Source organism: Pseudomonas sp. zfem002, from assembly GCF_032621685.1.
Taxonomy (GTDB): Bacteria; Pseudomonadota; Gammaproteobacteria; order Pseudomonadales; family Pseudomonadaceae; genus Aquipseudomonas; species Aquipseudomonas japonica.
This window is the reverse complement of the sequence record NZ_JAVYJH010000012.1, coordinates 81,024-101,423: the sequence shown is the minus strand read 5'-3', so window position 1 is coordinate 101,423 and position 20,400 is coordinate 81,024. Positions and strand designations below refer to the sequence as shown.

The following is a 20,400-nucleotide window of genomic DNA, read 5'->3' as shown; positions in this document are numbered from 1 at the left end:
GCCCTTCGGCGATCAGCAATTCTGGCCTATAAATAACACCCTTCCCCGATCCCTCCCGGAGTCACGATGAATCTGCAACGCGCCATTCCCGTCCTGCGCATGTTCAATGTCGAGCAGAGCAAGAACTTCTACCTCGATTTCCTCGGTTTCAGCCTGGAATGGGAGCACCGCTTCGCCACGGACCTGCCGCTGTATGCACAGATCCGCCGCGACGACGTGGTGCTGCACCTGACCGAGCATTACGGCGATGCCACGCCGGGCTCGACGGTGTTCCTGCCGGTGGCGGACATCGCCGCGCTGGAGCGCGAGCTGGCCGACAAGCGCCATGGCTATGCGCGGCCGGCGGCGACGGAGGTGGGCTGGGGATGGCAGATGGAAGTGGCGGACCCGTCCGGCAACCGCCTGCGTTTCTGCCAATTGAGCGATTGAGCGCCGGGACGACTCTGGCCCCGGCGCCCGCCGCGGCTCACGCGGTGTTCATCGCGTACTCGAGGGTGAGGTGTTCGAGCAGGGCCTGCTCATCCTGCTTGAAGGTCTGTTCCAGTGCCGCGATGCGCGTCGACGACTGCTCGGCGCTTTCGTCCGGGTAGGCATCGATGGCATTGAGGACCGCCGCCTCGTAGGTCTGCCTGAGCGACTTGAAGCGCTCGGCGAAGGTCTCGCGCAGGTAGGCGACCCAGAAATCGCATTGCCCGGCGAAGCGCTGCAGTTCCGGCCCGGCCTCCTCCAACTGCAGGCGGGTCATGGCCTGATCCAGCTCACCCGCGGCCAGGTTGGCCGCGCCGCGATACAGCATGCTGCGTGGCGGCGCCGGCAACTGCAACGCTTCGGCCCAGCGCAGGCGATAGGCCAGGCGCACCTCGGCTTCATCGCGGCCATTGCTCTGCTCGCGGGCGATGCGGTCCAGGGTCTGCGCACGAAAGATGCTGCGCATCAGGCGGAACAGGCTGGGACCGCGGTCTTCGTCGCTGACCTCGCGCAAGGCCTGGCGCGTATGGACCTGGAACTCCATCTGGTTGAACTCCAGGCGAATGCCGTCCGGGCAGGTTTCATGGCTGTGCGCTTGCTGCACCGGTTCCTCGGCCATGCCGTTGAGGGTCTGGCGCAGCTCGGTATCCCGCGCGGCCGCGGTGAGCACGGTCCAGACCCGCTCGATCAGTTCGGGACGGGTCACCATCGAGCGGTAGTCGGCACTGAAGCGCAGCTGGTTGACCAGCCCAAGCAGCGATCCGGCATCGCCGCGCGCGGCCAGGCCACTCCAGATCAGCTGGTTGCGCAGGTCCTGGTCGACCCGGCCGGTCTCCCAGGTGGCGTAGGGATCGTTGTCCGACATCGGGTCCTCCTCCACCAGGTCGCTGTCTTCGGAATCGGAGGTATGGATTTCATACTCCATCGCGGCGATGTCCTCGGGCAGGTCGAGGGTGAAGGAATAAGGCCGGTCGAAGTGCTGCGAGGTGTGCGCACGGATCAGGGTTTCCCGGGTCAGCGGATTGTTGCGCAGGGAAATCTCCACCGAGCCGGTCACCGTGCGGCGATTCTCCAGCAACGGTTCCGGCAGCAGGCTGAGCTGGTTGTCATCCAGGCACAGCAGCTCGATCACATCGGGCAACAGCGCGCCGAGCCAGGCCGGCCAGGTGCTGATCTGCATCTGCGCCATGCTGAAGAAGCCGAAGAAACGCTGGCTGAGCATGGAGACGTCAGTGATCGCACCGAGGCGGTTGCCGTCGAGCTGCAGCGAGGACAGCAAGGGCATGCGGCTGAACGCCTCCATCGCTGCCTGGTCGATGGTCATGCCCATGTGCACCAGCGCCAGCTCGCGCAACTGGCTGATCTGCTCGAGGTACACGGGCACCTCCTGCAGGGCCGACTCGCCCCTGATCAGCGACAACTCGCGCAGTTGCGGGAACTGGCGGATGAAGCGCTCCAGGCTCGCCGCGCCGCCCTGGAAACGGGCCAGGTCCAGGCGCTGCACCCGTGCCCCGAAGAACGCCGGCAGATTGCCGGGAAAATCATCCAGCACGATGTTGTTCAGGCTCAACACCGCGGTACTGCCGCCGCGCACCTCCTCGCGCCAGTGGTTCAGCAGCTCGCCGGCGATGCGGTGACGGTAGGTCAGTTGCTCGGGCTCCTGCATGGCCGGCGTCAGGGCCGGATCGACCCACAGCTCCAGGGCCGATTGCAGTTGCACCCGCTCCATGACGCGCTGATGCAGCACGTCCGCGAGCCCCGGGGACAGGTTCAGGTCGAAGCTGAAACGGCCGCGGAAGCGCTCGGCCAGGAGCATGTCGAGCAGCGCCTGGTGGCCGAACTGATTGCCCTGCGCAGCCACCCGCAGCGGCCTGGCCTGGGTGCCGAGCTCGGTGAGGATGCGCAGCGGCACCTCGCTCAACTGGTTGCCCACCAACGACAGCTCGCTGATCCGCGCCAGCGCGATGTTGTCCAGCCATTGCGGCCATTCCTGCAGGTCGAGCCAGTCCAGGCCCAGGTAGTCGAGATGGGCGCCGTGCAGCGTCGCCGCGGGCATGTCGCGCAAACGGCTGCCACGCAGTTCCAGGCGCCGCAGCTGCGGCAAGCTGACCAGCGCGCGCAGGTCCTGGTGCCCGAGCATGCCGTGCAGCTCGCGCAGGCCCACCGCCGCGAGCTGCGGCCAGGCGCGCGCGATCCATTGCGCCAGGCCGCTGCTCCACTCGCCGCCGCGGATATCCAGCGAGACCAGGTTGGGAAACTGCCGGGCCAGGGTCTGCAGACCGGCTTCGCCGATCGTCCGCTGCGCGCCATCGCCCTCGCGCAGGATCGGGTCGTCCAGCAGCACCGCGCGCACCCGCTGGCGCAGGAAATCCGGCAGTTCCAGGGGCAGCTCGGCCAGTTGCACCTGCCACAGGATCAACGGCACCAGGGGCCGCTCGATCTCCGGCAGCAGGGTGTCGCGCCACTGCCCCCACAGCGCGTTGGCGATGCGCTCACGGCTGCGTGAATCGCTCTCCTCCAGGGGTGCGCCGTTGCCTTCGCGGGTCCAGCGTTCGAGGTATCGCTGCAGCTCGTCGCGCTCTTCGAACAGCTGGTTCAGGCGCGCATCGATCGCATCCCGGTCCAGGCCGCTGCGGTGCAGGGCCTGCAGGGCCGTCCCGGCGAAGCCCTGGTCCAGTTCCAGCAGGTCCAGGCGATCCAGCAGGTCTCGCCAGGAACTGGTGGAATCGTCGTCCGACGCCGCCCCTTCCGGCTCGGGCGTGTTGGGTGGCGCACCGTCGCCCGGGGTGATCGGCCTTTCCATCGCGGCGACGTCAGCGGGCAGGTCGAAGATGAACAGGTAGGGACGCCCGGGAAACTGCGACAGATGGGCCTGGATCATCACCTCGCGCGGCAGGGGATTGCCGCGCAGGGAGATCTCCACCGCCCCCGTGCCCAGCGGGCGATTCTCCAGCAGGTGGGCGGGCAGGCCGTCGATCTGGTTGTCATCCAGGCACAGCAGGCCGACGCTGTCGGGCAGCAACGGGTCGATCCACGCCGGCCAACGATCGATCCGCATCTGCGCCAGCCGCAGCGTGCTCAGGTAGCGCAGGTTGAACCGCGAGACATCGCTGATCGCGCCCAGGCGGTTGCCATCCAGGTGCAGCGAGGACAATGCCGGCATCCGCGCGAACACGTTCATCGCCGTCTGGTCGATGCTCAGGTCCATGTGCAGCAGCGCTACATGGCGCAGATAGGCGAACGAAGCGAGGAACCCGGGGACGCCGGTGAGACCGGCGTCCCCATTGGCCAGGGTCAGCTGGCGCACCTGCGGGAACTGCCTGAGCACGCGTTCCAGGGTCCCTGGCCTGGCGCTGAAGCGGCGCAGTTCCAGACGCTGGACACGCGGGGCGAAGAACGGTGGCAGGTTGCCCGGCATGTCCTCCAGCACCAGGTCTTCGAGGACCAGCCCGGCGGTCTGCGTGCCGCGCACCTCCTCGCGCCAGAACTCCAGGTAGACGCTGCACAGCCGCTGTCGATAGGCCTGGTGCTCGGCCGACAGCGACGTCGACGGCTGGACCGGTTCGGCCCAGTCGTGCAACACCGCCTGCAGTTGCGCACGCTCCAGCACACGCTGGTAGAGCGCGTCGGTCATGTGCGCGGAAAGGTCCAGTTCGAAGATGAAGCGGCCCTGGAAACGTTGCGCCAGGGCCATGTCGAGCATCGCCTGCTGATCGAAACGGTTGCCCTGGAGAAAGATCCGCATCGGCCTGATGACCCGTTCGCCGTCGGCAAGGATGGCCGCCGGCACCTCGCGCAGGGCGTTGCCGACCAGCGATACCTCGCCGATCCGGTCCAGCGCCAGGTTGTCCAGCCACTGCGGCCACTCCTCCAGGCCGAGCAGGTCAAGCCCGAGATAGTCCAGGACCATGCCGTTCAACGCCGAGATGGGCATGTCGCCGATCCGGCTGCCGCGCAGCGACAGGCGCCGCAGCCAGGCCAGCGTGGCCAGCGCGCGCAGGTCCTGGTGACTGATCACCTGGGCCAGCTCGCGCAAGCCCAGGGCCGTGAGCCGCGGCCAGGCATGCGCCACCGCCTGCGCCAGGCCCGGCGCCCATGCGCCGCTGCGGATGTCCAGCGAGGTCACCCCGGGGAACTGCCAGGCCAGGGTGCGCAGGCGGTTGCCATCGATGGCCCGCGCATCGTCCTCGCCGTCCTGTTCCCAGACATCGTCCAGCAGTACCTCGCGCACCCGCTCGCGAAAGAACGCCGGCAGCTCCGTCGGCAGGTCCGCCAGCTGCACCTGCCACAGCGTCAGGCGCGGCGTCGGACGGCCCAGCTCGGGCAGCACGCCGTGCCGCCAGACGTCCCACAGCGCCTGGCCGATACGCTCGCGCCCGCGCTGGCGCGCCTGCGCCAGGGCCTGGCCAGCGGAATCCAGGGCCCAGCGATCGAGACAGGTACGCAGTTGCAGCATCTCGTTGAGCAGGCGATCCAGGCGCGTGTTGATCAGCGAACGGTCCATCCCGGCGCGGTACAGCGCCTGCAGGGCATCCTCGGCGTAGAGGTCTTCCAGCTCCAGCAGCCGCAGCTTGTCGAGCAGTTCGTCCTCGGTGAAGAACGGATCGCCGCGCCCGCTGAGGGGATAGCCAATGCGTCCGTGCGCCAGGCGCATGGGCGAGCGGAATCCCGGCTTGAGCGGCTGCATGCCCAGCCATTGACGCAAGCGCTGCTGCGCGGCCAGCGGCTGTTCCTGCAAGGTGGCGCGCAGGGTGGCGGGCGTGTCGAAGCCGAAGGTCGTGCGGGTCTCGGCAGGGATGGCGTCGAACAGGACCTGGCAGAACTCCCGCGGCCTTTGCCCGGCCCAGACGATCCGGGTTTCCTCGCCCTGCCCGCTGCCGATGGCCGCCAGCCGCCGGCCGCCGGCCCCGCCCTGGTACAGCCCGATGCGCAGCTCGCCCGGCCAGTGCGCCAGGGTTTCCAGGCCATGCAGCATCAGGCTGGCGCTGTCGGCACTGGCTTGCGTATCCAGGTAGAGGCCCTCGCAGGCACGGGCGATGCGCAGCTGTTGCTGGTAGACCCGCGCTTCTTCGGCCAGGCGCAGCGGTACGCGCCTGGCGATGGCCATGTCGTCGAGCTCATGCCCCGTGGCGCCGGCGATGATCTCTTCGACCACGCCGTTCGGCAGGCTGGCGAACTGGCCCTGCAACAGTTGCCCCGGCGTCGACAGCGGCGGCTGCAGGTCACGGTAGGCAAGCTCGAAGGCGTTGCCGTCGAGGCGGCCGGCGGCGTCCAGGCGCTCGCCCAGCTCCAGGCGGCGCAGGGTGTCGGTGAGCAGCGCCGGCGGGCGCCGGCTGTCCTTCAGGCTTTGCCGCAGCTGCGCCTCGCTGACGCCACTGATGCGCAGCGCACGCCGGGCCATGTCTGCGCTCACCGTGGCCTCGCGATGCCCCTGGCGGCGGAACAGCTGCAGGCCGTGCCACTGCTCGGGCGTGTCCATTTCGTGCAGCCAGCCGCCATTGCCGTTGTGCCGCAGCTCCGGCTCGTAGGCCCAGGAGCGCTCGGGGTGTTCCAGGCGGTAGCCCTGCTCCGCGCCCATCAAGGTGCGCACCGAGTAGTAGCGTCCCTCCAGCGCCAGCCAGTCGCGCCCCTGCCAGTCGTACAGGCCATTCGCGCCGGGGCTCAGGTCGGTCGGCAGGCGCACGCTGTAGGCGAACGGCGCGAGGTCCGGCTTCCACAGGCGCACGCTGCCGTCGGCCAGGGTCACCGGGCGCATGCTGCGTACCGCCAGCGGCAGGTTGACCTCGAAGCGATGCGCCGCGGCCCCCGCCGCGCCCAGGGCGGCCATGATCGCGAGGTTTTCGCCGACGTCCATGAAGTAGCCCCAGGCCTCTTCCCGCTCGCCTCTGGACAGGCTGTCGAAACCTTCGTAGACCTCGTAGCCGAGCATCGCCGCATTCACCGCCAGCATCGCCTCGCCCAGCCCCGGGACGACGAACGCGGCCACGTTGAGCACGTTGAACGCGGCACCGAGGTAGTAGTTGACCTTGTCCCGCGCCGACTTGTGGTCCTCCTGCGCGGTGGGGACGGCGTGAAACAGGCCGTCGTCCTTGAGCACGGCAATCTTGCGTTGCAGCAGGTAGTCGAACAGCGGCCCGGAAACCGTTTCCCGGCCCAGCCGCAGGATGGCCTCGGGGTCGGGACGTTCCTCGTACCAGCCGCCCGGGTTCCACACTTTCGGATTCAGCGTGCGGTGGATCCGCTGCAACAGGTGGTCGCGCTCCCGGGCCGGGACGAAACGCAGGAAGTACGTGCGCCAGGTCGCGTCGCGCAGACGCTCGCAGAGCGAGCGATTGAACGCCTGGATCGACTCGAACTCCTCGAACGGCTGGCGCGGCTCGTCGGGCATGTACACCAGCAGGCGACCCGCCAGCGCACCACCCGGCTGCAGGCGGAAGAACAGCACGATGCCATTGAGCTGCACCTCCCACAGCTTCAGCGCGGCGCGCTTGAGTTCGCCCTTGGCCGGGCCATTGTTCGCCACCGCCTGCAGTTCGTCGTAGAGGTCCTGGCTGATCCACGACTGCAGCCAGGCCAGGTGCAGGTTGAGACGGAAGGTCGACACCTCGAAGCGCTTGAAGTAGTCCTGGCGCCGCGCCACCGCGACCTGCTCGCTGTTGCCCACCTCCGGCCGCGGGCGGAACAGCGCAGCGATCTGCTGCTGGTACTGGCCGCCGAGGTCCAGTTCGCGGCACAGCGCGGCGAAGCGCTCGGCCGGCAGATCCAGCTCGCGGGCAGGTTCCAGGAGCTGGCCGGTGCTGCTGCTGAAGATCGTCGAGCGGCGGTGCTCGTCGCGCATGCCGCCCTCCTGCGCCTCGAAGGCCTCGAAATTCTGCAAGGCCGCAGCCAGCAGCGACTGGGTGGCGGCTTTCACCACCTGGAACGCCCTGACCACGGGATCGCCGTCGTCGATCAGGGCCTCATCGATACGGGCGCGGGCGGCGTTGAACAGAAAGGTCCGGCGTACATCCAGATCGAGGCCGAAGCGCTCCTTGATGGCGTTGCGCAGCAGCGGCTCGGCGAACGCCTCGACACTCGGCAGCGCCTGCAGGGCGGCCTCGACCGCGCGGGCCAGGACGTGCTGGCGCTGCCCCTCCTCGCGCAAGGCGGCAAGCGCCTCGGGCAGGTTCTGACCGGCCTCGGCCAGCCAGGGCATCGGCCGCGGCACGCTGGCGCGCAGGGCCTGGCGCTGTTGCGGCGTGCTCGCGATCAGCCATTGCGGGACGCGCTGGCTGACCGTGCGGTAGTGAAGATCGCCTGGGGTTGCGCTCGGTTCGGGTGTATCGATAGCGGGTAGATCGGCCATGTGCAGCCCTCTCGTCCTTGAATCGGGCGTTCAGGCTAATGACCGTCGGCGGGGTAGAAAACGGTGAGTCTTTCCCGCGCCATGCCGGACCCGCGACGCCGGGGCACGAGGCCCCGACGCCGGTGGCCGTCAGAACGACGAGAGCATGCGCTCGAGGGTCAGGCTTTCGAGGAGGGTCTGCTCGTCCTGCTTGAACTTGTCTTCCAGCAACCTGATGCGCCACGAGGCTTGCTCGGGGGTCTCATCGGGATGAGCGTCGGTGGCGGCCAGTACCGCCGCCTCGTAGCCATCCTTGAGCGCCTTGAAGCGCTCGGCAAACGCTTCGCGCAGGTAGCCGCTCCAGAAATCGCACTGCGCGGCGAAGGTGAGGAACCCGGACCCGGCTTCCTCCACCTGCAGGCGGGCCAGCGCCAGGTCCAGTTCGCCCGGGGCGAGATCGGCCGTGCTGCGATACAGCATGCTGCGCGGCGGCATCGGCAGTTGCAGTTCCTCGGCCCAGCGCAGGCGATAGGCCAGGCGCACCTCGGCTTCGTCACGACCATTGCTCTGCTCGCGGGCGATGCGGTCCAGGGCCTGCGAGCGGTACAGGCCGCGCATCAGGTGGAACAGGGCTGCCCCGCGATTGTCCTCGGGGATCTCGCGCAAGGCCTGGCGGGTGTAGGCGTGCAGTTCCATCTGGTTGAACTCCAGGCGGATACCGTCCGGACAGGTCTCCTCGTTGGCCAGTTGCTGCAGGGGTTCCTCGGCCATGCCATTGAGGGTGTGGCGCAGTTCGACATCGTCCACGGCCGCCGCCAGCATGTTCCACACCCGCTGTATCAGTTCGCCACGCAGCGTCGGCGAGCGGTAGTCGGCGCTGAAACGCAGGCGGGTCACCAGCCCCAGCAGCGACTCGGCATCGCCCTGCGCGCCCAGGTGGTTCCAGATGGCCTGGTTGCGTTCATCCTGCTGTACATCGCCGGTTTCCCAGGTGGTCAGCGGGTCGTCGTCCGACAGCTCGGGGTGGTTGCCGGCCGAGCCCTCGTCGGTATCCGAGTCGTGGGGTTGGTACTCCATGGCCTCGATATCGTCGGGAAGGTCCATGGCGAAGGTATAGGGCCGATTGAAGTGCTGGGAGGTATGCGCGGCAATCATGGTGTCCCGGGTCAACGGGTTGTTGTGCAGCGAAATCTCCACCGCGCCGTTTTCGCTGCGCCGGTTATCCAGAATGTGCTCCGGCAGGTCGGTCAGGCGGTTGTCCTCCAGCGACAACAGCTCGATACCGTTGGGCAGCAGGGTGTCGAGCCAGGCCGGCCAGGTGGCGATTTCCATCTGCGCCAGCCCGAGAAAACCGAGGAAGCGGCCGTTGAACATCGAGACATCGGTGATCTCGCCGAGGCGATTGCCGTCCAGTTGCAGCGACGACAGCTGCGGCATGCGGCCGAAGGCCTCCATCGCCGCCTGGTCGATGGTCATGCCCATGCGCACCAGCGCCAGCTCGCGCAGGTGGGCGAAGCCGGTGAGGAACTCCGGTACTTGCGTCAGCGCCGGTTGCCCGTTGATCAGCGACAGCTCGCGCAGCTCCGGGAAGCGTCTGAGAAAGCGTTCCAGGGTGTCGGCCGCCGACCCGGCGTTGAACCGGGTCAGGTCGAGACGACGGACCCGCCCGGCGAAGAACGGCGGGAGGATGTTCGGAAAGTCGTTGACCCGCAGATCGTCCAGTGCCAGCAGGGACAGGCCGGTACCGCGCAGGTCTTCCCGCCAGAAGGCCATGAGTGTCCGCGAGATGCGCTGGCGGTATTCGAGCTGCCCCGGCGCCAGCGGTTCCAGCAGTTCCTCCGGCTCGGCCCAGAGCTGCAAGGTCGCCTGCAGACTGGCGCGCTCGGTGATGCGCTGGTTCAACAACGCCTCCAGGGCCGGCGAGAGGTTCAGCCTGAACCTGAAGCGGCGATGGAAGTGCTCGGCCAGCACCAGGTCCAGCAGCGCCTGATGACCCAGCGGGTTGTCCTCCAGATTGATCAGCGTCGGCCTGGCCACGGCGCTGAGGTCGCCGAGGATCACCGGCGGCACCTCGCTCAACTGGTTGCCGGCCAGGGAAATCTCGCCCAGGCGCATCAACGCCGCGTTGTCCAGCCACACCGGCCACTCCTGCAGACCGAGCGCGTCCAGGCCGAGGTAATCGAGGGCAAAACCGTGGAAGGTCACGGCGGGCAGGTCGCGCAGCACGCTGCCGCGCAGCGACAGGCGGCGCAGGCGCGGCAGGCCGAGCAAAGCGCGCAGGTCGTGCTCGCCGAGCATGCCCTGCAGCTCGCGCAAGCCCAGGGTGGTCAGGCGTGGCCAGCCCTCGACAAGCGCCTCGGTGAAGTCGCTCCCCCAGGCACCGCCGCGGATATCCACGGCGGTGAGGTTGGGGAACTGCTGGGCGAAGGCCTGCAACTGGCGCTTGCTCACGATCTGCTGGTAACCCTCGCCTTCTTCCTGGATGACATCGTCGAGCAGGATGTCGCGCACCCGCTCGCGGAAGAACTCCGGCAACTCCGGCATGTCGCGCAGTTGCACCTGCCACAGGATCAGACGCGGCGCCGGCCGGCCGAGCTCCGGCAGCAGACTGCGCCGCCAGTAGTCCCACAGCCCATAGCCGATGCGCTCGCGGCTGCGCTGGCGGTCCGCGCTGAGGTGCTCGCGCGAGGACGCCTGGGTCCAGCGATCGAGGCTCTGGCGCAGCAGTAGCAGTTCGTCGAGCAGGCGGTCGAGGCGCTCGCTGATTGCTGCGCGATCCAGCCCGCGGCGATACAGGGCATGCAGCGCGTCCTCGACATAGACATCGTCCAGCTCCAGCAGACGCAGCTTGTCGAGCAGTTCGTCCTCGGTGAAGTACGGTTTGCCGCGCCCGCTGAGGGGATAGCCGACACGGCCGTCCGCCAGGCGCATGGGCGAACGGAACGCCGGCTTGACCGGTTGCATGCCCAGCCACTGGCGCAGGCGCTGGCGCGGGGCGAGCGGTTGCTGCCGCAGCGTCTCGCGCAACGCCGCGGCGTCGTCGAGTTCCAGGCGTGCCCGGGTCTCGTCCGGTATCGCCTCGAACAGGCGCTGGCAGAACGCGGTCGGGCGCTCCCCGGCCCAGACGATCACCGCTTCCGCCGCCTCGCCGCGGCCGATGCTGGCGAGCCGGGTGCCGTCGGGCGCGCCATCGTACAGGCCGATGCGCAGGTCCGCCGGCCAGCCCGGCAGCTCGCCCAGGCCATGCAGCAGCAGGCGCGCGGTGTCGGGATTGGCCGCGCTCTCCCGGTACAGCCCTTCGCAGGCGCGGGCGATGCGCACCTGCTGCTGGTAGACCCGCGCTTCCTCGGCCAGGCGCAGCGGCACCCGCCCGGCCGAGGTCAGTTCGGCGAGCTCCGCGCCGCTGGCGGCGCCGATGATTTCCTCGATGAGCCCCACGGGCAGGTCGAACTGCCCCTGGAGTACCCGCCCCGGCGCCGAGAGGTTCGGCTGCAGGACCTGGTAGGCCGCATCGAAGGCCTGCGCATCGAAGCCGCCGGAGACCTCCAGGCCCTCGGCCAGGGTCTGGCGGCGCAGGGTATCGGTCAACAGGGCCGGGGGCCGGCGAGCATCCACCAGGCTCTGGCGCAACTGCGCCTCGCTGACGCCACTGATGCGCAGGGCGCGCCGGGCGGTGTCGGCGCTCACCGCGGCCTCGCGATGGCCCTGGCGGCGGAACAGCTCCTCGCCCTGCCAGTGCTGCGGGGTATCCAGCTCGTGCAGCCAGCCGCCGTTGCCGTTGTGGCGCAGCGTTGGCTCGTAGCGCCCCGCCCCCGCCGGATGCTCCAGGCGGTAGCCCTGCGCCTCGCCCAGCAGGCTGCGCACCGAGTAGTAGCGGCCGTCCAGCGCCAGCCAGTCGCGCCCCTCGTAGCGGTAGAGACCGTTCTCGCCCGGACTCAGGTCGGCCGGCAGGCGCACGTCGTAGGCGAAGGGTGCCAGGTCCGGCTTCCACAGGCGCACCTTGCCGTCGCCCAGGGTGACCGGACGCATGCTGCGCACCGCCAGCGGCAGGTTGACCTCGAAACGCTGCGCCGCAGCCCCCGCCACCCCCAGCGCGGCGATCAACGCGAGGTTTTCCCCGACATCCATGAAGTAGCCCCAGGCCGCCTCGCGCTCGCCCTTGGCCAGGCTGTCGAAGCCTTCGTAGACCTCGTAGCCGAGCAGCGCCACATTGACCACCAGCATCACCTGGCCCAGCCCCGGCACGACGAAGGCCGCCACGTTGAGCACGTTGAAGGCGACGCCGAGGAAGTAGTCGATCTTGGCCTCGGCCGACTTGTGGTTCTCCTGCGCCGTGGTCACCGCGTGGAACAGACCGTCGTCCTCGAGCACCGCCATCTTGCGCTGCAGCAGCCGGTTGAACAGCGGTTCGGCAAAGCGCTCCTCAGCGAGCGGCAGCACGGCGTTGCGGTCGGCCTGCTCCTCGTACCAGCCGCCCGGATTCCACACCTGCGGATTCAGGGTGCGGTGGATCCGCGGCAGCAACCGCCCACGCTCGCGGGCCGGCACGAAGCGCAGGAAGTAATTGCGCCACGTCGGGTCGCGCAGGCGCTCGCGCAGCGAGTCCTGCAGCGCCTGCAGCGAGGGGAACGCCTGGAACGGCTGGTGCGGCTCATCCGGCATGTACACCACCAGGCCACGGGCAGCGGCGCCGGGCGGCGCGAAGAACACCACGATGCCGTTGAGCTCGACCTCCCACAGGGTCAGGCTGGCCCGCCCGCCATCGGCCTTGGCCTTGCCGTTGTTCGCCACCACCAGCAGGTCCTCGTACCAGGCCTGGTCGATCCACGAACGCAGGCGGGCCAGGTGCAGGTAGAGGCGAAACGCCGACTGCTCGAACAGCTTGAAATGCGCCTGGCGATTGTCTGCCGCCGCCTGCACGCTCTCTTCGGCCCGCGGCGGCGGCGCGAACACCGCGCGGATCTGGCGCTGGTAGCGCGCGCCGAGGTCGAGCTGGCGGCACAGGGCAGCGAAACGCTCGGGGGCCAGGTCGATGTCCTCGCTGGACTCCAGCGTCCCGCCGCTGTCACTGAGGAAAATCCGCGCCGGGCGGCGGCCGTCCTGCATGCCGCCCGGCTCGGCCTCGAAGGCTTCGAAATTCTGCAGCGCGGACTGCAGCAGCGAGCGGGTCGCCACCTTCACCACCTGGAACGCCCGCGCCGCCGGGTCGCCGCTGCTCAGGTGGCTCTCGGCGAGGCGGGCGCGGGCGGCGTTGAAGAGAAAGGTACGGCGTACATCGAGGTCGAGACCGAAGCTGTCCTTGAGCGCCTGGCGCAGCAGCGGCTCGGCGAACGCCTCGGCGCTCGGCAGCGCTTGCAGGGCCTGGGCCACGGTGTCGGCGTGGCGCTGATGGCGTTCACTCTCCTCGCCCAATGCCGCGACCACCTCGGGCAGCCGGGTGGCGGCCTCGGCCAGCCACGGCAGCGCTCGCGGCGGCGTCGCGCGCAGGGCCTGGCGCTGCTGCGGCGTGGCCTTGAGCAGCCAGCGCGGAACCTTGGCGCTGACCAGTTGGTAGTGGGGATCGCTGGGTGCGGCGGTGGGGTCGGTGGTTTCGAGATCCTGTGTTGCGGCCATGATTGAGCCCTGTCGTCCATGAATGGGGCATTCAGGCTAATGAAGGGATCCTGTTTTAAAAATGGCAAATTTCTTATGGAAAACACGTAAATACGATCAGAACTTCAAACCTGAAGAAGCCATATGTACCACCTGGCGCAGGCAGCGGAGACAAGCTCCGCTGCCTGCTGGCGGTCAGGGACGGGAGAGGGATTGCTCAAGGGTCAGGCGTTCCAGCAACGCCTGTTCGTCGCTGTTGAATTTGTCCTCCAGGGCGGCGATCCGCGTCGCCAACTGCTCGGACGATTCGTCGGGATGCGCATCGGTGGCCCGCAGCACGGCGGCCTGATAGGCGTCCTTGAGCGCCTTGAAACGCTCGGCGAAGACCTCACGCAGATAGGCGGCCCAGAAATCGCATTGCGCGGCGAAACGCAACAGGCCCTGGCCCTGCTCTTCCTGGCGCAACCGCAGCAAGGCCCGGTCCAGCTCACCCGCGGCAATGTTGGCCGAGCCCTGGTACAGCATGCCCCGCGGCGGCATCGGCAATTGCAGCTGCACCGCCCAGCGCAGGCGGTAGGCCAGGCGCACCTCCGCTTCGTCACGGCCATTGGCCGCCTCGCGCGCGATGCGGTCCAGGGTCTGCGCGCGGAACACCCCACGCATCAGGCCGAACAGTACCGGCCCGCGGTTTTCATCGCTGACCTGGCTCAATGCCTGGCGGGTGTGGACCTTGAGTTCCATCTGGTTGAACTCCAGGCGGATGCCATCCGGGCAGGTCTCGTGGCTGTGCAGTTGCTGCAGCGGCTCCTCGGCCATGCCATTGAGGATCTGGCCCAGGTCCTGGTCCCGCTGCACCGCCGACAATACCGTCCAGACCCGCTGCACCAGCTCGGCACGGGTCGCCGCCGAGCGATAGTCGGCGCTGTGGCGCAAGCGCATGACCAGGCCCAGCAGGGACTGGCTGTCGCCGCGCTCCACCAGGGTGTCCCAGAGGTGCTGGTGGCGTTCGTCCTGTTCGCTCTCGCCGGTCTGCCAGGTGCCCATTGGATCCTCGTCCGACAGCTCCTGATCACCCGGCGAGACCGCCCCGGGGTCGGATTCCGAATCCGACGAGTGCGATTCGGTGAGCATCCGGGCGATGTCGTCGGGCAGGTCCATGACGAAGGAATAGGGCCGGTTGTAGTGCTGCGAGGTATGCGCCCGGACCATGGTGTCCCGGGTCAGCGGATTGCCGCGCAGGGTGATCTCGGTCACGCCTTCGGTGTTGCGGTGGTTGTCCAGCAGGTACTCCGGCAGCTCGGTGAGCAGGTTGTCCTCGAGCCCCAGGCGCTCGATGCCGCTGGGCAGCATCTCGTCGAGCCAGGTCGGCCAGGTCGCGATCTGCATCTGCGCAAGGCCGAGATAACCGAGGAAACGCTGGCCGAACATCGACACATCGGTGATCGTGCCCAGGCGATTGCCATCCAGCTGCAACGAGGAAAGCATGGGAATACGCGCCAGGGCGTCCATCGCGGCCTGGTCGATGCTCATGCCCATCCGCACCAGCGACAGTTCGCGCAGGTGGGCACAGCTTTCCAGCCACGCCGGCACGCTGTCCAGCGCCTGCCGGCCCTCCACCAGCGACAGCTCGATCAACTGCGGGAACTGCCCGATGAAACGCTGGAAGGCGGCGGCGTCGCAGGTAAAGCGGGTCAGTTCCAGGCGGCGCACCCGCAGGTAGAAAAACGCCGGCAGGTCCTGCGGAAGATCGCCCAGATCGACATCCTCCAGGATCAGCAGGGTACTGCCGCTCTCGTACACACTGCTGCGCCAGTACTTCAGCAGGACCCTGGCGATACGCTGGCGATAGTCCACCTGATCGAGGCTCAAGGGCGTCGACGAGGTCGCCGGATCGATCCAGCTGCCCATCGCCGCCATCAACTGGCGGCGCTCGCCGACCCGCTCGCCGAGCTCCTGCTCGAGCGCCGGGGTCAGTCCCAGATCGAAGCTGTAGCGCTGCAACAGGCGCTCGGCCAGACGCAGGTTGAGCAGGGCTTCGCGGGAGAAACTGTTGCCATGCAGGGAGATCCGCAGCGGCCTGGTCACCGGCTCGGTATTGTTGAGGATGTCCGCGGGAATTTCGGACAGATGGTTGCCCACCAGCGACAACTCGCCGATGCGTCCCAGGGCCGAGTTGTCCAGCCAGTCTGGCCAGCTCTGCAGGTCGAGCCAGTCCAGGCCCAGGTAGTCGAGGGTCAGGCCGTTCAAGGCCGTGGCGGGCATGTCGCGCACGCGCATGCCGCGCAGGTCGAGCCAGTGCAGGGTCGGCAGCGTGGACAGGGCGTTCAGGTCCTGATGACCGATCATCACATTGAGCTCGCGCAGGCCCAGGGCGCCGAGCCGCGGCCAGAGCCGGGCGACCACCTGCGGCAGGCCCAGGGTCCACTGTCCGCCACGAATGTCCAGCGAGGTGATGTTGGGAAACTGCTCGGCGAAGGCCTGCAACTGGTTTTCGCCGACGACCTGCTCATAGCTCTCGCCCTCCTGCTGGATCACTTCGCTGAGCAGCACCCCGCGCACCCGCGCGCCGAAGAACGACGGCAGGCGCGGCAGGTCCGCCAGTTGCACCTGCCACAGAATCAGGCGCGACGCCGGCAGGCCCAGTTCGGGCAGGATGCTGCGACGCCAGTGCTCCCAGACCGCCAGGCCGATGCGCTCGCGGCTGAGCTGACGCGCCTCGCTCAGGGTCTCCGTGGTCGAGGCCATGACCCAGCGGTCCAGGCAGGCACGCAGCTCGAGCATTTCGCCGAGCAATCCATTCAGCCGCGCGTTGATCGCCGCGCGGTCCAGCCCGCTGCGATACAGGGCCTGCAGGGCGTCCTCGGCATACACCTCCTCGAGTTCCAGCAGGCGCAGCTTGTCGAGCAGTTCGTCCTCGGTGAAGAACGCCTGGCCGTTGCCGCTGAGCGGGTGACCGATACGCCCGTCCGCCAGGCGCATCGGCGAGCGGAACGCCGGCTTGAGCGCTGGCATGCCCAACCACTGGCGCAACTGCTGGCGTGACGGCAGTGCCTGGGCCTGCAGCTTCTCGCGCAGGGCCGCCGCGTCGGCGATACCCAGGGCGTCCCGGGAAACGTTCGGGATCGCCTCGTACAGGGCCTGTAAGAACGCCTGCGGCAAGTCGGTACGCCACAGCACGGCGACGGCCGGTTCCTGCTGCGGGCCGATACTGGCCAGCAAGCGGCCGTCGAGCGTGCCCTCGTACAGCGCCAGGTGCAGCGTTCGCGGCCACTGCGGCAAGCGCTCCAGGCTGTGCAGCAACAGCCGCGCGCTGTCGAGACTGGCCCGCAGGTCGACATGGAGCCCCTCGCAGGCGCGGGCAAGACGGACCTGCTGCTGATAGAGCCGCGCTTCTTCGGCCAGGCGCAGGGGCACCCGGCCGCTGTGGGTCATTTCGGCGATTTCCTGGGCCGTCGCCGCGCCGATGATCTCCTCGAGCACGCCATTGGGCAGTTCGAAGTGCCGCCCCAGCAGCCGCCCTGGCATCGACAGCGGTGGCTGCAGGTCGCGGTAGCGCATGTCGAAGGTCATGGCGTCCGGTGAGCCGAGGCTTTCGGCCAAGCGCAGGCGCTGCAGCGTGTCGCTGAGCAATGCCGGTGGCCGCCGGCAGTCCACCAGGGTCTGGCGCAACTGCGCCTCGCCGATGCCGCTGATACGCATGGCGCGCTCGGCCATCGGCGCGGAGACCTCGGCTTCCACAGGCCCCTGCCGGCGGAACAGTTCGAGGCCGCGCCACTCTGCGGGAGTGTCCAGCTCGTGCAGCCAGCCGCCATTGTCGTTGTGGCGCAGCGTCAGCTCATGGTTGCCGGGGCCCGCGGGATGTTCCAGGCGATAGCCCTGCGCTTCGCCCAGCAGGCTGCGCACCGAGTAGTAACGCCCTTCCAGCTTCAGCCACTGGCGCCCCTGCCAGTCATACAGGCCGTTGGCCCCGGGGCTCAGGTCGGCCGGCAGGCGTACCTCGTAGGCGAAGGGCGCCAGGTCCGGCTTCCACAGGCGCACGCTGCCGTCGGCCAGGGTCAGCGGGCGCATGCTGCGCACTACCAGCGGCAGGTTGCCCTGGAACCTTTGCGCCGCCACTCCGGCCGCGCCCAGGGCGGCGATCAGCGCGAGGTTTTCCCCGACGTCCATGAAATAGTTCCAGGCCTGCTCGCGCTCGCCCTTGGCCAGGCTGTCGAAGCCCTCGTAGACCTCGTAGCCGAGCAGCGCCGCATTCACCGCCAGCATCACCGGCCCGAGGCCCGGCACGACGAAGGCCGCCACGTTGAGCACGTTGAGCCCGACGCCGACGAAGTAATCGATCTTCGCCAGGGTCGACTTGTGGTCCTCGGCCGCCGTGGTAACCGCGTGAAACAGGCCATCGTCCTTGAGTAGCGCCATCTTGCGCCGCAGGAGCAGGTTGAACAGCGGTTCGGAAAACGCCTGCTCGCTCAGGTGCAGCGAGGCATTCGCGTCGAACTGCTCCTCGTACCAGCCGCCCGGGTTCCAGACCCTGGGGTACAGCGCACGGTGGATGCGCTGCAGCAGCGGCTCGCGCTCGCGCGCCGCGACGAAACGCAGGAAGTAGGTGCGCCACGCCTGGTCCTTGAGCTTGTCGCGCAGCCAGGCGTGGAACGCCTGGGTCGAGGTGAATGTCTGAAACGGCTGTTGCGGCTCATCCGGCAGGTACACCACCAGCCGCTGCGCCGCGGCGTCCTCGCGCGGGTCGAGGAACGCGACCATGCCATTGAGCTCGACGTCCCACAGCTTCAGGACGCAGCGCTGCAGATCGCCCCTGGCCTTGCCGTTGTTCGCCACGTCCAGCAAAGCGTCGTACATCGGTCGGTCGATCTGCGCCTGCAGGTAGGCCAGGTGCAGCGCCAGGCGAAACGCCGACTGCTCGAACAGCTTGAACCAGGCCTGGCGATTGGCCGCGGCGGCCTGGACACTTTCATTCGGCCTGGGCTCAGGCTGGAACAGCGCATCGATCAGGCGCTGGTAACGCCCGCCCAGGTCCAGTTGCCGGCACAGGGCGGCGAAGCGCTCGGGGACCAGGTCGAGTGTGCGTTCGGGCGCCAGGGTCTGCCCGCTGTCGCTGGTGAAGATCGACGAGGAGCGCCGTCCGTCACGCAGGCCGCCCTCCTCGGCCTCGAACGTCTCGAAGTTCTGCAGCGCGGCGTGCAGCAGCGAACGGGTGGTGGCCTTGACCACCAGGAAGGCCCTGACCGCCGGATCATTCCCGCCCAGGTGCGACTCGGCGATGCGTGCCCGCGCGGCATTGAACAGAAAGGTGCGGCGCACATCGAGGTCAAGGCCGAAGGTCTGCTTGATGGCATCGCGCAGCAAGGGTTCGGCGAAGGCCTCGACATCCGGCAGTTGCGCGAGGAACGCGGTCATCTGCTGCGCATGGGACTGGTGACGCTGCCAGGTGTCGCTCCAGGCCTGGACCACCTCGGGGTGCGCGGCACGCGCCGCGACCAGCCAGGGCATCGGCCGCGGCACGCTGGCACGCAAGGCCTGGCGCTGCTGCGCCGGGCCGCGGACCAGCCACGGCGGCACCCGCGCGCTGACGGTCTGGTAGTGGATATCCGCGGTGCTGCTCTCTACATCCTGTACATCGGCCATCTGCAGGCCCTCTCGTCCATGAATCGGACAGTCAGGCTAATGGCGCCAACACCTATTAAAAATGGCAAATTACTCATTGAAAAAGCGCAACTTCGATCAGAACTTCAAACCTGAAAAAGCCCTATGTACCACCGTCCGGGAAAAACCCGCGAAAGCCCTGCCAGTCCCCTGCTGCAAATGGACGACGAGATGTTCCGGCGAATCTGCCGACAGGCGTTTCCGATCCGCACTGGATGTATTATCGTGACCCCCTTGCGCGCGATGCGTGGCCTGTACTGAACAGGCATTTGCCAAACCGATCGAGGGTGCCATGAGTAACGAAAGCATTAACTGGGACAAGCTGGGCTTCGACTACATCAAGACCGACAAACGCTACCTGTCCGTGTGGCGCAACGGCGAGTGGGACGCGGGCACCCTGACCGAAGACAACGTCCTGCACATCAGCGAAGGCTCCACCGCCCTGCACTACGGCCAGCAGTGCTTCGAAGGCATGAAGGCCTACCGTTGCAAGGACGGCTCGATCAACCTGTTCCGCCCCGACCAGAACGCCGCGCGCATGGCCCGCAGCTGCGCGCGCCTGCTGATGCCGCAAGTGCCGACCGACGTCTTCATCGAAGCCTGCAAGCAGGTGGTCAAGGCCAACGAGCGTTTCGTCCCGCCCTATGGCAAAGGCTCCCTGTACCTGCGTCCGTTCGTCATCGGCACCGGTGACAACGTCGGCGTGCGTACCGCGCCGGAGTTCATCTTCTCGATCTTCGCCATCCCGGTCGGCTCGTACTTCAAGGGCGGCATGACCCCGCACAACTTCATCATCTCCGACTACGACCGCGCGGCCCCGCAAGGCACCGGCGCAGCCAAGGTCGGCGGCAACTACGCGGCCAGCCTGATGCCGGGCTACGAAGCCAAGAAGGCCGGCTTCGCCGACGCCATCTACCTCGACCCGCTGACCCACAGCAAGATCGAGGAAGTCGGTTCGGCCAACTTCTTCGGCATCACCGCCGACAACGAATTCATCACCCCGAAATCCGCCTCCGTGCTGCCGGGTATCACCCGTCTGTCGCTGATGGAACTGGCCGCCTCGCGCCTGGGCCTGAAAGTGATCGAAGGCGACGTGCGCATCGACGAGATCGGCAAGTTCAAGGAAGCCGGCGCCTGCGGTACCGCCGCGGTGATCACCCCGATCGGCGGCATCCACTACAACGGCAAGCTGCACGTGTTCCACAGCGAAACCGAAGTCGGCCCGGTCACCCAGAAGCTCTACGCCGAACTGACCGGCATCCAGAGCGGTGACGTCGAAGCCCCGGCGGGCTGGATCGTCAAGGTCGCCTGATGTCTCTTTGGGGCTGCTTTGCAGCCCTTCGCAACGGTTCGGCGCC

The 20,400-nt window shown here is 68.0% G+C and carries 5 protein-coding genes; 2 read left to right on the top strand and 3 right to left on the bottom strand.

Annotated elements, in window-relative coordinates:
- Positions 1-66: 66 nt before the first annotated feature.
- The gene (locus RTI28_RS15405) at positions 67-429 is read left to right on the top strand and encodes a glyoxalase superfamily protein (protein WP_316921236.1); all 363 of its coding nucleotides are present in this window, start codon (positions 67-69) and stop codon (positions 427-429) included.
- A 37-nt stretch (positions 430-466) separates the two neighbouring features.
- Here RTI28_RS15405 and RTI28_RS15400 read toward each other — a convergent pair whose 3' ends face one another.
- The 3 genes from RTI28_RS15400 to RTI28_RS15390 form a co-directional block, all read right to left on the bottom strand.
- Complete coding sequence (locus tag RTI28_RS15400; RefSeq protein ID WP_316921235.1) at positions 467-7,813, bottom strand: NEL-type E3 ubiquitin ligase domain-containing protein; 7,347 nt, start codon at positions 7,811-7,813, stop codon at positions 467-469.
- A gap of 129 nt (positions 7,814-7,942) precedes the next feature.
- Positions 7,943-13,405 carry an NEL-type E3 ubiquitin ligase domain-containing protein gene (locus RTI28_RS15395; RefSeq protein ID WP_316921234.1) on the bottom strand — a complete coding sequence of 1,821 codons (5,463 nt, stop codon included), beginning with the start codon at positions 13,403-13,405 and terminating at the stop codon, positions 7,943-7,945.
- Between the two features lie 174 nt (positions 13,406-13,579).
- The gene (locus RTI28_RS15390; RefSeq protein WP_316921233.1) at positions 13,580-19,024 is read right to left on the bottom strand and encodes a dermonecrotic toxin domain-containing protein; all 5,445 of its coding nucleotides are present in this window, start codon (positions 19,022-19,024) and stop codon (positions 13,580-13,582) included.
- 310 nt (positions 19,025-19,334) lie between these two features.
- Between RTI28_RS15390 and RTI28_RS15385 the strand changes: the two genes are divergently transcribed.
- Positions 19,335-20,354, top strand: coding sequence for a branched-chain amino acid aminotransferase (locus RTI28_RS15385; protein ID WP_316921232.1), 1,020 nt, complete (start codon positions 19,335-19,337; stop codon positions 20,352-20,354).
- Positions 20,355-20,400 lie beyond the last annotated feature (46 nt).